Source organism: Eubacterium maltosivorans, from assembly GCF_002441855.2.
Taxonomy (GTDB): domain Bacteria; phylum Bacillota; class Clostridia; order Eubacteriales; family Eubacteriaceae; genus Eubacterium; species Eubacterium maltosivorans.
Genome location: NZ_CP029487.1, coordinates 3,401,778 through 3,417,720, shown reverse-complemented (window position 1 = coordinate 3,417,720; position 15,943 = coordinate 3,401,778). Strand labels below are relative to the sequence as shown.

Here is a 15,943-nt window from a genome sequence, read left to right as displayed (position 1 = left end):
TCAAGCTCCGTTTTGCTTAATATTCTCCTATATTCTGTGCGTTCAAAAATTACTTCTTCTTCGTTGTTTTCACCCATTGTTCCAAGTGGTTTTTCATCAAATTGGACAAGAAAACCGACTCTATATATAAACTGATTCTCCCTTTGCCGATGTATCCTCGAAATAAATCCATATCAGATTCATCCGCCCAAAAAAATTAGAGTGTCCAAACAAACGATCGAGAATCTCCACACCTCTCTCCTATTACAATCCCCTTCATCACACCACTTAACAAGCCTAACTCCAAAAATGTCATAACATTTACGGACAAGCACATAGGATAACTCCTGTATGACCTTAACTTCTTTTTCAATCCCTATAAGAATATCGCTACTGATCATCTTTGTTTCACTGCTGACGATCCATCTCAACTGAAAAGCGGAAACAGCTATCTTCTCTGTATACCTCCATTATACAGAAAAAATTACAGAAATGCAGTTTTCATAATGCAAATTTCCTTAAAATACAATTATGACAAGAATCCACAAATTGCATTTTTCCATGTAAATTAAGGCCGTTTGATTAATGGGCGCACCATAAAAATAGAATAACACTCTAAAAAGGAAGAGGATATACCAACAAAAGATAAAAGCACAAAGCTATATCTTTAATTTGCTTTTTAGGCTAATCACTTTTATAGTAAAAAACGAGGTGAGTACAATTAACACACTCACCTCGCCATACGTTATTTTATTTATTTTTTTCTTTGCTTTTCCGGATAAATACTACTAGTACGGCAACAATACCACTACAAAAAATCCCTAGCGAAGCTAACCATAAAGTCACTAAATTGGTTTCGTACCCTGTTTTTGGTGTTCCATTGGTTAATTGATTCAAAGTTTGATCCCCAGATCCTGAATTAGTAGTGTCGTCCAATTTATCACTGATTTCTTTGTAATTATTGAACGACGCTATCGCCATTTCTCCATCCTTAATTACTCCTGTCTTGCCAGAAGTAGTTACTTTATATTCTGAATTGCCACTTTCCTCCACACTATAGTAGATACCAACAGGAAGACCAGAGGCTGTTTTACTTTCGCCGTGTTTCAAGGTGAAAACTGCCACGCCATCTGTAAAGGTCATATCGCCATATGTTCCACTAATCGTTTTATCACTGAGGGTTACCGTGAAGTTAAAGGCTTTGTCTGTTTCTCCGGCATTTCCGGACACCACTTTCGAGACGGTCAAATCTCCAGTATCTGGTTCCAGCGGCGTTATATTTTTGGTGTTTATAAATTCAGCTGCCGCTGTTGCGTCTTTGCTGATCGTTCCCGTTTCACCCTCAGAAATGGTGCCATACCCGTCCTGGTCGGCTTCGGTTTCTACTACCTTATAGCTTATCCCTGTCGGCAGATCTGATGCTGTTTTGCTTTCGCCGTGTTTCAAGGTGAAAACTGCCACGCCATCTGTAAAGGTCATATCGCCATATGTTCCACTAATCGTTTTATCACTGAGGGTTACCGTGAAGTTAAAGGCTTTGTCTGTTTCTCCGGCATTTCCGGACACCACTTTCGAGACGGTCAAATCTCCAGTATCTGGTTCCAGCGGCGTTATATTTTTGGTGTTTATAAATTCAGCTGCCGCTGTTGCGTCTTTGCTGATCGTTCCCGTTTCACCCTCAGAAATGGTGCCATACCCGTCCTGGTCGGCTTCGGTTTCTACTACCTTATAGCTTATCCCTGTCGGCAGATCTGATGCTGTTTTGCTTTCGCCGTGTTTCAAGGTGAAAACTGCCACACCGTCTGTAAAGGTCATATCGCCGTATGTTCCACTAATCGTTTTATCACTGAGGGTTACCGTGAAGTTAAAGGCTTTGTCTGTTTCTCCGGCATTTCCGGATACCACTTTCGAGACGGTCAAATCTCCAGTATCTGGTTCCAGCGGCGTTATATTTTTGGTGTTTATAAATTCAGCTGCCGCTGTTGCGTCTTTGCTGATCGTTCCCGTTTCACCCTCAGAAATGGTGCCATACCCGTCCTGGTCGGCTTCGGTTTCTACTACCTTATAGCTTATCCCTGTCGGCAGATCTGATGCTGTTTTGCTTTCGCCGTGTTTCAAGGTGAAAACTGCCACACCGTCTGTAAAGGTCATATCGCCGTATGTTCCACTAATCGTTTTATCACTGAGGGTTACCGTGAAGTTAAAGGCTTTGTCTGTTTCTCCGGCATTTCCGGATACCACTTTCGAGACGGTCAAATCTCCAGTATCTGGTTCCAGCGGCGTTATATTTTTGGTGTTTATAAATTCAGCTGCCGCTGTTGCGTCTTTGCTGATCGTTCCCGTTTCACCCTCAGAAATGGTGCCATACCCGTCCTGGTCGGCTTCGGTTTCTACTACCTTATAGCTTATCCCTGTCGGCAGATCTGATGCTGTTTTGCTTTCGCCGTGTTTCAAGGTGAAAACTGCCACACCGTCTGTAAAGGTCATATCGCCGTATGTTCCACTAATCGTTTTATTACTGAGGGTTACCGTGAAGTTAAAGGCTTTGTCTGTTTCTCCGGCATTTCCGGATACCACTTTCGAGACGGTCAGATTACCGAATTCATCTTTTGTATTCGTGAACGCTGCGGCCGCTGTTGCATCTTTGCTGATTGTTCCGGTTTCGCCGGTCTGCGCTGTGACATACCCGTCCTGGCCAGCTTCAGTTTCTGTTACCGTGTAAGTCGTTCCTGCCGGAAGTCCTTCGGCGGTTTTACTTTCACTATGTTTCAAGGTGAACGCTGCCACACCGTCTGTAAAGGTCATATCGCCGTATGTTCCACTAATCGTTTTATTACTGAGGGTTACCGTGAAGTTAAAGGCTTTGTCTGTTTCTCCGGCATTTCCGGATACCACTTTCGAGACGGTCAGATTACCGAATTCATCTTTTGTATTCGTGAACGTTGCGGCCGCTGTTGCATCTTTGCTGATTGTTCCGGTTTCGCCGGTCTGCGCTGTGACATACCCGTCCTGGCCAGCTTCAGTTTCTGTTACCGTGTAAGTCGTTCCTGCCGGAAGTCCTTCGGCGGTTTTACTTTCACTATGTTTCAAGGTGAACGCTGCCACACCGTCTGTAAAGGTCATATCGCCGTATGTTCCACTAATCGTTTTATTACTGAGGGTTACCGTGAAGTTAAAGGCTTTGTCTGTTTCTCCGGCATTTCCGGATACCACTTTCGAGACGGTCAGATCTCCAAACGATAAGTTTCCCTTGTAATTGGTGAATGCTGCATTGGCCGTTTCATCCTGCTTAATCACACCCTCAATCGTGCCAGATTTTGGGGATACCAACCAATCTTTCTCTTCTGTTTCCAAAATTTCCCACTTTGTACTGTTCGGCAGTCCGAGAATTGTTAGCGCCTCGTCATGCCGCAGGGAAAGCGTCCCGCCATCCTTGATATAACCTGCACGCTGCTCCCCGTAATAATAATACTCATCTTCCAGCGCTGTACCATCGGCATTTTTCAGAAATACCGTAAAGGTAAAGTTCCGGGTATAGTCCTCATCTGATAACTTATCCCCGGATGCTATCTTGCTGATCCGTAACTTGCCAGTATCCTCTGGAATCGTCTTTTTGTCAGTGACAACAACGGTATTCATCAGGCTGAATAGGCTTGTGAGATCTCTTCCGCTCAGGTCATCCCAGTTGGCGGTGTTATTGCTACCCCCATACAGCTTGTCTTTCAGTGCAGCCGTGTTCTGCACAACACGAGTTCGCAAAAAGCCAACATCCGTTGTAAAGAACGGATAGATATTTTTTCCGCCGTCCTCATCGTGCAGACCATAATTCACCACTGCATTGACACCATAGTGTAAATTCATGCTGCGTGGAATTTGAGTTCCCTCAAGCAGATCATCTCTCCAACCGCTCAGATCAAATTTTGCAGTCTCCTGTGTCTGGGCAATCGCGGTAATATCTCGCAGCGTAATGTTGACCATATCATCCGCCGCATACTTCGTCATAGTTTGCATCAGCTTACCAACGCCAGCCATAACGGTAACGCCGTCTTCTTGTGTGCCTGCATCGGCGTAAATCGAATAAACGCCCACGATTACCGGGATCTCTGTCACGTTTCGTTCATAGCCTTCCGGCGAACTCGTCTCTGTTAAGGTGTACTTGGAGCCTACTTCTTCCCACGCCACCTGTGCGTAGCCTGGCATATTTTCCAGCGTATCTGGTCTAAAAATCAGTACACCGTCCCGACCGTCTACAGTGGCGGTAGTGCCAGTAATGGTCGAACCCTTCGGACCGGTCAGGGTAAATGTGGCACCGTTAACACCCTTACCGTCCTCGTCCACCTTCTGTACGCGCAACTCCCGGCGCTCGTTAGGGATATAGATGGTCGAGCGGAACTCCCGCTGAAACTGGTCGGTGTTCAAGAAAGAGAAATCGCGTTCAGTAAAATTATTCCCGGAAATGTTCAGCTTCTTTACAATCTCATCGATCACCTCTTCGGAAGTCTTGTCACTATCGACACCCGTTTTGACTTCATTAGATACATAGGCTTCCAAAGCGTCATAAAGCTCTTCTGAGGTATTCCCCTTGATGTCAAGCTTCTCTAACGCACTCGGTTCAATGATGCCGTACACCATTTTCATATCGCCATTTTCGTTGTTTAACACATAGCGGTCTGCTCGGCCCGGAAGATCCTCCAACAGCCCTTCCAACCTTCCAGTATCCTGATTGTATGTAAGACGCCACTCAGGCCAACGCTCATCGCTGGCTTGGTACAGCGCCGCCTTGAGAACCGCCTTACGCCATGCTTCTGCAGTGCGTTCTTCCGGAGAAACTGCTCCATAGCCTTCCGTATTGCTGCCATACAGAGCTAACCATTTCCCGTCATTAGCCATATCGTCGTGGGACATTCCACTTTCCAACAACATAGGAACAGCAACAATTATGCCGTCTTTTTTAGGCTCCGAACCAAGCTCAATTTGACTTGGCATGATGACTCCACTTTGCTCATTAAATTGACCGTAGGTCAATTTACCCGTTTCTCGGATATTGGAAAAGAAGCTGGCATATGCGCCGGTTTGATAACGGTTTGCAACGACCAGCATGGAGGTATTCGGATCAAACTTTAACACAATGTCCTTTGGCAAAGTCCGATAGCCGTCAGCCGTCTTGGTTTCCTTCAAGATATAGTAAAGCGTACCGTCCGAATGATACCGATCCGTAAAGCTGAAGGGCGAGCCATCCGTTCTTATAAAAGACGCATTTCCGCTTTCTCCAGTCGTCAACGTTCCAATTGCATCACCTGTTGCTTCATAGTCGGAAACATCGCTGCTGTCGTTTTCGTCGGCCGTTGCTGCATACAGTTCAAACTCCACGCCTTCCAGCGGATCGCCGCTCTGGTCTACCTTTTTAATGCCGTGGTAGAGAGAGGGCTGGAGGTTGAAGCGCATTTGCAGACTGGAATCGTAATTTCCCCGTTCCAAATAGAATAGCTTCAAGCTGTGGTCAGTACCAGTGGGAAAAATTTTTTCTCCGCTGTCGTTGGTTGCCCAATGAATCGCATCCGCCTGATCCTTCCCCAACGCTTCTACAAACAACTCATAAAGAGTAGTTGTTGTATCACTCTTGTTCTCTCCGGGATTGCCCGGCAGTCCGCCAGTTCGCCAGCTCTGTCCAGTCACAACCTTTCCTGTACTGAAGTTGATGGTACCGTATAGCTCGCTGTGGATGCCGCCCAAATCCAGCACCAGCACGTCGTCTATGAAAATCCAGACGTCATCATCTCCAGAAAACTGAAAGACCATATCCTGCTTGCCGGATGAGCCCATGTTCAGCTTACCGTTTTCCGGCTGTGTAAAATCCACCTGCATGGACATGCCCATATGGTGATTGATATTAATATCTTCTTTTGTTGCTCTGTTTTGAAAGCCTGTACTGCTCCATTTTGAACCATCTAACCCCTCACTGCTGCTCAAGATATTCTTGTCAATATCAATGCTGTCAAACACCTGTTCTCCCTTGTTGAACGGATAGAAATTACCGAGGCTCCTGTCTCCGTTAAAGCCTTGACCATCCCAGCCTCCATCCGTTCGCCATACAGCGGGGCCATCGTACAGAATAAAGGAACCATCGCTGGGTTTACCGTCTTTTGATGTTCCATTGCTCTCCCGGAATTCCGCAAAATTTTTCCGAGCGTCATAGTAATAGTACCCATCTTCATCTACCTGAAATAGGCCAGTGACGTTTTCGTAGGAGCGTTTATTGTCATTCTCAGTAAGGTCGAACAGATAATCCAAGGAAGTATTGCCACCATGGTAATCCTCGTTGTTGTTTAACACTGTCTGCGATAATCCCGGAGCGTTTTTGGGATCACTCGATGCGTTTTCATCTGCCGCCCATCCCAAACAAAAAGGAAGTTGTGCTTCTTGATATTTATCGACATTGGCGATTGGTTTTTTTGCAGCCGCTTTGTTGATATTTGGATAACCATTGGTCAGAGTCGACTCCACAATCCCCTTTATATTGGTATTTTCCTGGGCCCACAGACGTCCTGCACCTGCGCCGTTGTTCCAATAACCCGCACCAATAATACTATCGCCAAAAAGTAGCAAGCGGTTTTCGTTGATGCCTCTGTTCCATTCACTGGACTTTGCGACTTTATAACTACCAACACTGACCTTCGTGGTAAGATCCTTTTCTTTTGCGCCGTCCTTTGAAGCTACATAGTCGAACAGGTTGACGGTGGTGCCTTCAGGCGTGATGCCCTGTTTCTGATGCTCTGTAAGCGCTTGCTCAAGTGCTTCTCGATTGTTTAATACTGTACGTTTTCCAGGAAATCCTGCTGCATATACTTCCGTACCACTTAAAACACTTCCAATATTTACACCCAACAACGCAAAGCAAAATATTGAAACAATCATTTTGTACCATATTTTCGCCTTATCCTTTCGGTTGAATTTTTCCGTTAATGTTTCTATTCTTTTTTTCCTTCTCTTAAAAAACATCTATAATACCTCCTTTGCCCATAATTTACTTTTATTACATGACCTCTGATTAATAAACTGAATAGTTTATTCTTGCTCAAGAAGCAAACATGCTATAATACCTTTCTATGAAATTTTGCACTGTTTTTCCAAATACCAAGAGCAAAATCCCAACTTAATAAAAAAACCATACTAGACATCTGCACTTATTGTGTTAATATTTGGCGCTTCTCCATTTTCTACAATTCTTCTAATTTAAAACTTTCTTTGTTTTAAATATTAAAATCATATGGTAACCACTCATTTATGGTTTAGCCAGTAGAAAACTATGCAAATAAATAAAAATATCAAAAAAGTATTTTAAGTAGAATATCCGACTTTCATAATTGACCCCACTTTTGTTCGTAGACCTTTAATAGTCTGCGAACAAATCGCCTATGCCATTAATACATAAGCATTTTAATGGAAATTGACCAGAATATTGACCAAAGTAAAAAATGTAAATTAAATTCGAAAAGTACCGGAATACACATAAATACTTGATTAACAGTAGAAAATTGACCAGATTTTGACAATATTGTATTTTTAAAAACTAAAAATAAAAAAAATAAAAATATTGTTTATCCGTAAAGATAAAAATGTTTTTAAATAATCTTATTTAAATTTTCAAAAAAAGATGAAATTTTAATGAGGAAATGCTATACTATATAAGGAAAGTTGAAAAGCAAGTCGTTTTATTAAGTGATTTTTTTTAAAAATGTTCGCAGACTATTAAAGGTCTACGAACACTCTTTACTTTCGTTCAACATAAAAGCGAGGCCATCTGAGCTCGCTTTTTGCTGTATTTTATCAAATTTTTCTGAATGACTTAATACTTTTTTCATTAATAAAAGCGCTCATTGAAATCTGTCCTTTGTTTTAGGATAGATCCTCCCAATTGGTTACAGAAGAACAGCTGAAAACAGCAGCGTTTCCGGGCTTCTTCCCCAATTTTTAAACATCTTTGAATCTTCAATTTTTTTGGTGTAGATACAAATAATAAAATAGATTCTTTACTGTTCCTAACCTTCTTGTTCCTCTGTCTGTAAATATAATTTTGAATATTCAACACACCTCACCGTTGCAGGCATACCTATATTCCATTCTGGCCGCAGCGAATATCAATGAAATAATTACAAAAAGATGTGAAACCTTCTATGCAATATCCTCGACCAAAAAATATGTACTTATTATGATCATCAAGAAATGATCGACGCTATCAAAATCATTAACCACCGGAAAATCCGGTGGTATGAACCGGCCCTGAAAGAGTATTATGCTATGGTGCCCTTTCGGGCTCTGAATATTTGTCAGCCATAGCCCTTTTACAGGCAGCCCCTCAAAGGGGCTTTTTCTTTTGCCTATTTCACCGCTTCACCCGTAAACGGGTCTATATATTCTCTCATACTTATTTGATCACTCAATTTATCTTCCGATAATTGCTGCTGTATGTACTCTTTGATTCTTTTCTCATTTTTCCCACTGTATCTACATAATATCCTCTCGCCCAAAATTTGCAGTTTCTATATTTGTATTTCAAATGCACATGTCGATCAAAAATCATTAAGGTCGATTTGCTTTTTAAGTATCCCATAAAGCTCGATTTGCTATATTTTGGTGGTATCTCCACTAACATATGAATAGAATCCTTACAGGCTTCCGCTTCAGTGATTTCAATCCCTGGCTTCCTTTCAACCAATGTTCTCAATAGAGGTTTTTTGAACCCTCGCTTTAAGCTTTTCCTACCACTTGCTTTGCAAGTAGTTTTCTTTGTAAAAAGTGTAACAACCTATATCTATTAAACATTAGTTAAATGTTGTTTAGTGATCATCGTCATCCTCTTCATTTCCCAAATTCTTTGATTTTTCTTTCTGTTCTTCTGCAAATTTGTTAGCTGTTTCTTTTTCTTCTTCTGTCGCTTTCTGGAATTCAATCGGTTGATTAACAACAACCTGCGGGAAAGGAATGTTGATATTGTATTTATCAAAGATGAGTTTCATTTCACGGTTAAGATCACGTTCCAGTTGAATACGGTCAGATTCTGCACATTGAACAACAATACGAACATTAACACTATTGTCACCTAAAGAAACAACACCTTTATAGAAAGGTCCATCCTGAATTGCAGAAAGACGTTTCCGAATATTAGGAAATTCTTTTTCAAAGATATTTTCTACGCGTTCCAAAGACTCACCATACTCAATTCCAACATCACAAGAAGCATAGGAGTAACGTTTGGTCATGTTAATAATATTGCTCACATTACTGTTGCGAATAACCTTGATATTTTTAGAACCATCCTCCACTTTTGTTGTCCGTACACCAATTTCGATCACAGTACCACGCCAATCGTCAATCATAATAATGTCACCAACTCGAAAGTCTCCTTCAAAAATGATAAATAATCCAGATATAATGTCCGCTACTAATTCTTTTGCGCCAAAACTAATCGCAAGAGAAAGAATTCCTGCTGAAGCTAACAAGGTTGTCGTGTTGACACCTAACATTGACAAACAAAAACAAATAATAGCCACAATAGAAACATATTTAATAAAACTGCCCAAAAGTCTACAAACTGTTTCACCCCGTGCACCGAAAGTTTTAGACAAAAGATTTAAAATTTTCCGTATAATTGTTGTTATTGTCAAACCAATACTGATGACGATAAGACACATCGTGAAAGCAAAGATATTTAAACCATGATCCCATTGGCCACCAAGAATATAAGCAAAAATTGAATTATCAGTAAAAAATTTATCTTTAAAGAGAACTACAACACTAATGGCAATAGTCAAAATTCCTAAAATTATTTTGATAACCACTGTGATTTTCTGCTCTGGAGTTTTTTCTCCCCAGTTTAATGCAATATTCATCCATCGACTGGCGGCGGTTTCCGTTTTAGCCATTCTGCCATCAGGCATTTGAACATCAACCATTCGACCATCTGATTTGAAAATTTCATGTACCGGATCCTTTTTACGGTTAATGGTCTCTTTTTTGACATCAAAAGCCAAAACAAAAAAGATTATAACAAGAAAAAACAAACTCAACGCTGAAGATGCCAAAGTCAACGGGATACGTTCTTCCATAATTTCAGTTTCGGGTACCGTAATATAAACAAAATCGACAGCCGTTTCTTTTGCAGTTCCATAGTATCTTTGATTTTCAATGGTCATATAACCACTATAACCATCCTTAAACTCTTCATCACTTAAACCATACTCAGTGGCAGGGCGCCCAATTAATTTATGGACAGGATAATAATCAAAATTATGATTTTCTTTGTCTACGGCAAAAGCAAAACCATGGACTCCCACCTTTACACCATCAAGAATTTTATCAATTTGCATATTTTCCATAAGGTTTTCCAAGCGTGAAGGTCGGATACCAATTTGAACAAAGCCATTTGCATTTCCAGCCCCATCTCTCAGAGATACCCCAATATATTGTCGTAATTCACCTGAAACATCATCCGGTCGAGATTCTTGAATCAGATATTCAGCGCCTGAAAGCAACTTGTTGAATTCATAAGACTGATCTTTAGGGTCTTGACTGACCTGAAACTTTGTATAAGGTGAGTTTGTAGCTGTTTGCACGCCGTTCGCATCGAAAACATAAACATATTGGATTTGAAGTGTATCTGCCAATGCCTGCAGATCTTGTTTATTCCTTAGTCTAGGATTTGAATCCAAAATATATGCAGCTAATTTTGCTTTACCTAGATATCTTTCGTTATATTGGTCTGTTAACAGATCAATCTTTTCTTGATAATGATTTATGGTACTTTCGACTTCATCAACACGCTGCATATTCGTCATCGACTGGGATGATAAGGCAAACAGGGTCTGCATATAATAAGAAATGATAAGTATACAAATTAAGCCTACAAATGAAAGAACAGCTGCTTTCTTACCTACAGATTTATTATATATGAAGTGCCCTTTTACTTGATAATCTTCATCAGATTTTGCTTTTTTCTCATGATCATTTATAATGAAAATCCCATATGTGATAACAATGGTTATTACAGCAAAAAAAGTAAACAATATGACCCCGACCGTAATGTTACGTGAAGATTTTATTTCCGTCTCAGGAACAGCACTAATATAGTAAGTTTCATCAATTCTACTAATACCCGCATACATTTTTTCGCCATTGAAGTTAATCCACGTAAAATTTCCATTTTCTAATTCATCCACAGGAATGCCGGCATCTAAAGCATCTTCTCCAATAAGGGCACTGTTCGAATGATAGGTAATTAAATAATTTTTAGCTGAAATGGCAAAAACATATCCAGTTTGACCAATGGTAACGTTATTGAAAATTGCAGATGGCGAGGTGGTATCATCCAATATTTGGTATAGCTCATCTGGATTCTCTTCAATGACAACCATCTGCTCATCATTGATTTTTGCACCGTAATAACGGTAAAAATGATTGTCGCTTTCGATTTCAAAGGCTTCACTCGGCACCCCCGCTGAAAAAACAGTACGTAACTGATTATAACGCGGATAATTAAAATTAGCAGATGAATCCCGGGCTTTAGCAATCACATCTCCCCTATTATTTAGTATAAGAATATTGCCTACTCCAAGTAATTCCTGGTATTCCTGCATTTTTGAATCGGAGGCTTCAAAACCTGCATTGTTTTGAGCCATAAAGGCTATACTTGCTGCTTTAGACTGAAAAATAGCATCATAGCTTTCAGTTGTTTGAACAGCTTCTTCTGCTGCTTCGTTCAAAAGTATTTGAATTTGTTTGTTTTCCTCTGTAATATCATTTCGATATCCTTTTAAAGAAAGATTCTTTTGCATCGTATTCAGAAAAATTCCCATTATGACGAGCGCAATCACTTCCAAGGAAATCAAAAGAAATGCTTTTCTCTTTAATTTATTGGACATCCGAATTTTCCTCTCCCTTAATCCCATTTATCCTTTAATACTTCAATCGTTCCATCATCCAACATCTCCTGGATTTTTTCGGAGACTTGCGCACTCAGTTCAGACCCCTTCTGAGTGGCTACGCCATATTGTTGCTCAGATACATTAAAATCCAAAATATTTCGTTCATCATTTTTATAAGTCTTTGTAATAGCGCCATCCATTGCGACAGCATCAACAGTTCCAACCTCCAGATCATCAGAAAGTGCGTTATAATTATTTTCTTTCTTAAAGTACATACCGTTAAACACAGTAGCTTCGTCAGTATCCGATAAAGCTTCCACACCCGTCACTTTTGAACCTAATTCACCTTGGATCATTCCAATTTCTTGTAATTTTATGGCAAGAATAGGTGCGGTATTTGAGCCACTCATTACTCCAATTTTCTTATTCTGCAGGTCTTCAATTTTTTCAATCATTGACGAGTTTTCCACCATTATACATATATTATCGGTATAATACGCAGGCGAAAAATCAAAATTCTCAATACGTGTATCTGAAATTGAATAACATGCGATAAGGCAATCAACATTACCGTCCAGTAACATCTGTTTTCGATTGTCGGGAGTTACAGTGGTAAACTCCACATTACCATATCCTAAACGATTGGCCAACTCAGTGGCAATATCGACCTCTAATCCGTAATATTTTCCTGATATTTCATTGAGATATCCAAAGTTCACAATATTATCACGAACTCCAACGCGAAGCGTTTTAACATGATTTGCATTATTACAGCCCGTCAAAAAAGGTGCTAAAATCAGAAATATCGCTAAAACAAAATATAACTTTTTCCTCATTTTCCTCTTTCCTTTGATCAAAATAATTTTTTATAATATGGATAGCCGCCAACAGTATATAGTATGAAGGAAAAAAAATCTTTATTTTTACTGTTTTTGTTCCATAATTACACAATCCGTCTCCTATATCCTAAAACACTTTCAAACCAACAAATAACCTGTTATTATTTTTTATTTATAGCCACATTTAACGTATTATTTGATATAAAAATAAAAATTATATAAATATTTTTTATTATTACTTGCATACAAACTTTCAAACTAATCCTTTAATCTTTTTGAAAAGCAAATCAAAAGCATTAACATTAAATATTTTTTATAGTTATATTAAATAATGTATTAAATCATAGTCACTTGTATACTATTTATGAATTAAAAATATTAAAACCAAAAGTAACTTCACACATTGACTAAACATGGATTACTTGGTACAATGTTTGAAAATGGTTCGGAAATATTCTAATTAAGAAGTTTATTTTATATAAATTCACAATCTAATTTTAAAATTTTGTTAAAAAGCCTTCAAGCTGGCAATACACGATAAAAGAAATTAATCTTTCTTGCAAGGATAAAAGCTCTCAAGTTGTAATCGGATAAAGTAATGTTGGATCTAAAATATTTGAAAACAATAAACAACAAATGTTTTAAAGCATTAAACAAAACAATAATTTTAGGAGGGAATTCTAAAAAAGGCAATGTCACAGATAAAAATTTACGATCAACTATACAATGCTTGTATCAACTTGAGAGGTAATCTTGAACCACAGCGTTTCAGAAATTATGTCTTATCTTTATTATTTTTAAAGTATGTTTCAATAAGACACAATGGCAGTAATGAAAGTTGGAATATCACAATCCCAAAGGGCGGAAGCTTTGATGATATTGTGTCCATGAAATATCGAGAAAACATTGGCGAAGGGATTAATGTTGTATTACGCAGGTTTGCCGAATCTAACAATCTTAACGGTATTATTGATATTGCTGATTTTAACAGTGCTGAACTTGATAAAGATAAGGAATCTATTGATAGAATTTCATGTTTAGTAGAAATATTTCAAAATTTAGAAGAAAATATTTTCAATGAGCAAAATCACTCTGAATATTCATTTTTAAAACTATATGATTATCTCATACATAAATTTGCCTATGATTCCACCATAAACAAAGAAGCATTCTACACGCCAAATGAAATTTCTATTATTATGGCTAGAGTCATTGGTGTTGACTCCGTAAAGGATTTTAACAAAACACTATATGATCCTGCATGTAGATCCGGCTCTTTATTGACTTGTGCTGCAGATCATGCACAATATTTATGGCCAGGAAAAAAACGTCTTCAGTGCTTGTTTAGCACGCATGCGTTTATTTCTTCACCATAAAAAAAATATTGAAATTGCATGTGGAAAGAGTGCGCTCTCTTCTCCTCAATTTAAGAATTCGAACCATCCAAATCTGATAAAAACTTTTGACTTTGTAGTGACACACCTATCATTTATGGACAAATCATGGATAAGTGATATTCAAGTGCCTGATCCTTATGGAAGGTATTCTAACGATATACTGAAAAAATTTCCAGAAAAAAAAGAGGCCACGCTTTGGATATTGCATATATTAAACTCTTTGAACCCAACAGGTAAAGCAGCTGTACTCCTTCCAAGCCGCGTATTTTTTCCCAAAAACATAAACGCCAATACTTACAAGTGGATCATCAAACATGGATATATAAAAGGAATCATTAATCTCCCGTCTAACTTACTTTGTGAAACAGACAGTCCATCTAGTATATTAATCCTTGACAAAAGAAACGCGTCAGAACGAAAAGGTATTTTTATAATTGATGCAAATAGGGACTTTGTTAGCAAGAATGGTAAAAGCTATCTAAGAAAACGGGATATCCATAAAATTATCAGTACTTTTCTCACATCCGATACATCCAATCCAAACTATGCTCGCTTTATTGCAAATGATGAGCTCAAAATGATGACCGAATATAGTATAGATACTTTTTATTATTATAAAGATACTGCTCATAAGGATTTACGAGATATCAATGCTTTAATCAATGGTGGAATTCCCAAAAAAGAAATTGCAAAAATGAATCCACTTTGGAAAGCATGCCCAGCATTAAAAAATCGTTTATTTCAATTGATTAGGAAAGACTACTATTGCTTGTCCGTGCAGAAAGAGAAGATTTGCCAAATAATTGCCACAGACACAGCATTTATAAAGAATTTTGAAAAGATAGAAGACGCTTTTAATAATTGGAAAACGCACACCGTTCCCTTTCTAAAAGAATTAAAAAATGGAGTTAACGCTGAAGAATTGATTGAAAGCATCTCAAGACAATTACTTATTTCGTTTGCAAAAGTACCCATTTTAGACGAATACGATTTTTATGAAGAACTGTTAGAATATTGGGCACAAATAATGCGCAACGATGTTTATTATATACTAAACTATGAAAATAAAAAGAACACTCGATATAACAAATATGGTTCAGTAAAAAATGGGTATTATGATTTATTTGAACATATTAAACCTTTATTAACTGATTATTTCTACAGCGATGTAAGCCAAGTTCTGAAAAGACTTAAAAAAGAACTTAAAAAAGTAACAGATCATATTGAAACATTCACTAAAGAAAACAAAATTGACGTGAATAAGTCCTATTATTGGGATAAAAAAAATAATATGTTAACAAATAACTTTACTAATAATGCTCAAAAGGACCACGACAATGTAAAAGAAATTTCGATTATTAAAACATATCGCACATTGCTAAACACTGAGATTAGTTATCAGAGAGCCACTAACCAAACAGAAGCTAGTTTAAATTCTTTATTAAAAAATAAATACCAGCAAATGAGTAAGGAAGAAATCATACATTTTTTAATAGAAAAAAAATGGTTCATTGATATTTATAAAAGGATTAAAGACATCTATCAAGCAATACCCACCTATTATTCTTTACAAATTATTGACATGGCAGAATACTATGAATACTCTTTGACAGAATGTGTTAATGAAGTAGAAAAAGCTGAAGAAAAAGTAAAAAATCATTTAAAAAAGATGGGATTTAAAGGTGCTTATCTAGATGTTGCTAATAAGTAATTATACGGTATTATGATTTTAAGCGTTTCTTGATGAAACTTCACACTAATGCGGCAAAGGCAGATGATAGCTATAGTAGCAAGTGTAAATTGTGTC

5 protein-coding genes and 1 pseudogene are annotated in these 15,943 nt (G+C 38.3%); 2 read left to right on the top strand and 4 right to left on the bottom strand.

The window, feature by feature from the left end; translation table 11 throughout:
* Positions 1-729: 729 nt before the first annotated feature.
* The 4 genes and pseudogenes from CPZ25_RS15745 to CPZ25_RS15730 all read right to left on the bottom strand — a co-directional run bounded on the left by CPZ25_RS15745 (position 730) and on the right by CPZ25_RS15730 (position 12,736).
* Positions 730-6,978, bottom strand: coding sequence for a DUF7601 domain-containing protein (locus CPZ25_RS15745; RefSeq protein ID WP_138721011.1), 6,249 nt, complete (start codon positions 6,976-6,978; stop codon positions 730-732).
* Between the two features lie 1,379 nt (positions 6,979-8,357).
* Positions 8,358-8,707 (bottom strand): annotated as a pseudogene (gene tnpA, locus CPZ25_RS15740) (IS200/IS605 family transposase); the annotation flags it as partial.
* 109 nt (positions 8,708-8,816) lie between these two features.
* On the bottom strand, positions 8,817-11,897 hold the full coding sequence (locus CPZ25_RS15735; RefSeq protein ID WP_096919222.1) for a mechanosensitive ion channel domain-containing protein: 3,081 nt from the start codon (positions 11,895-11,897) through the stop codon (positions 8,817-8,819).
* A gap of 17 nt (positions 11,898-11,914) precedes the next feature.
* Positions 11,915-12,736 (bottom strand): transporter substrate-binding domain-containing protein, encoded by an 822-nt coding sequence (locus CPZ25_RS15730; protein ID WP_074618296.1) that lies wholly within the window; start codon positions 12,734-12,736, stop codon positions 11,915-11,917.
* 695 nt (positions 12,737-13,431) lie between these two features.
* Between CPZ25_RS15730 and CPZ25_RS15725 the strand changes: the two genes are divergently transcribed.
* Together CPZ25_RS15725 and CPZ25_RS15720 are read left to right on the top strand one after the other, a co-directional pair.
* Entirely contained in the window at positions 13,432-14,115 is a 684-nt protein-coding gene (locus CPZ25_RS15725) for an N-6 DNA methylase (protein ID WP_096919220.1), read from the top strand.
* Positions 14,039-15,847, top strand: a complete 1,809-nt coding sequence (locus tag CPZ25_RS15720; protein WP_096919219.1) for an N-6 DNA methylase — start codon at positions 14,039-14,041, stop codon at positions 15,845-15,847. Before CPZ25_RS15725 ends, CPZ25_RS15720 begins: the two co-directional genes overlap by 77 nt.
* The last annotated feature ends 96 nt before the right edge of the window (positions 15,848-15,943 follow it).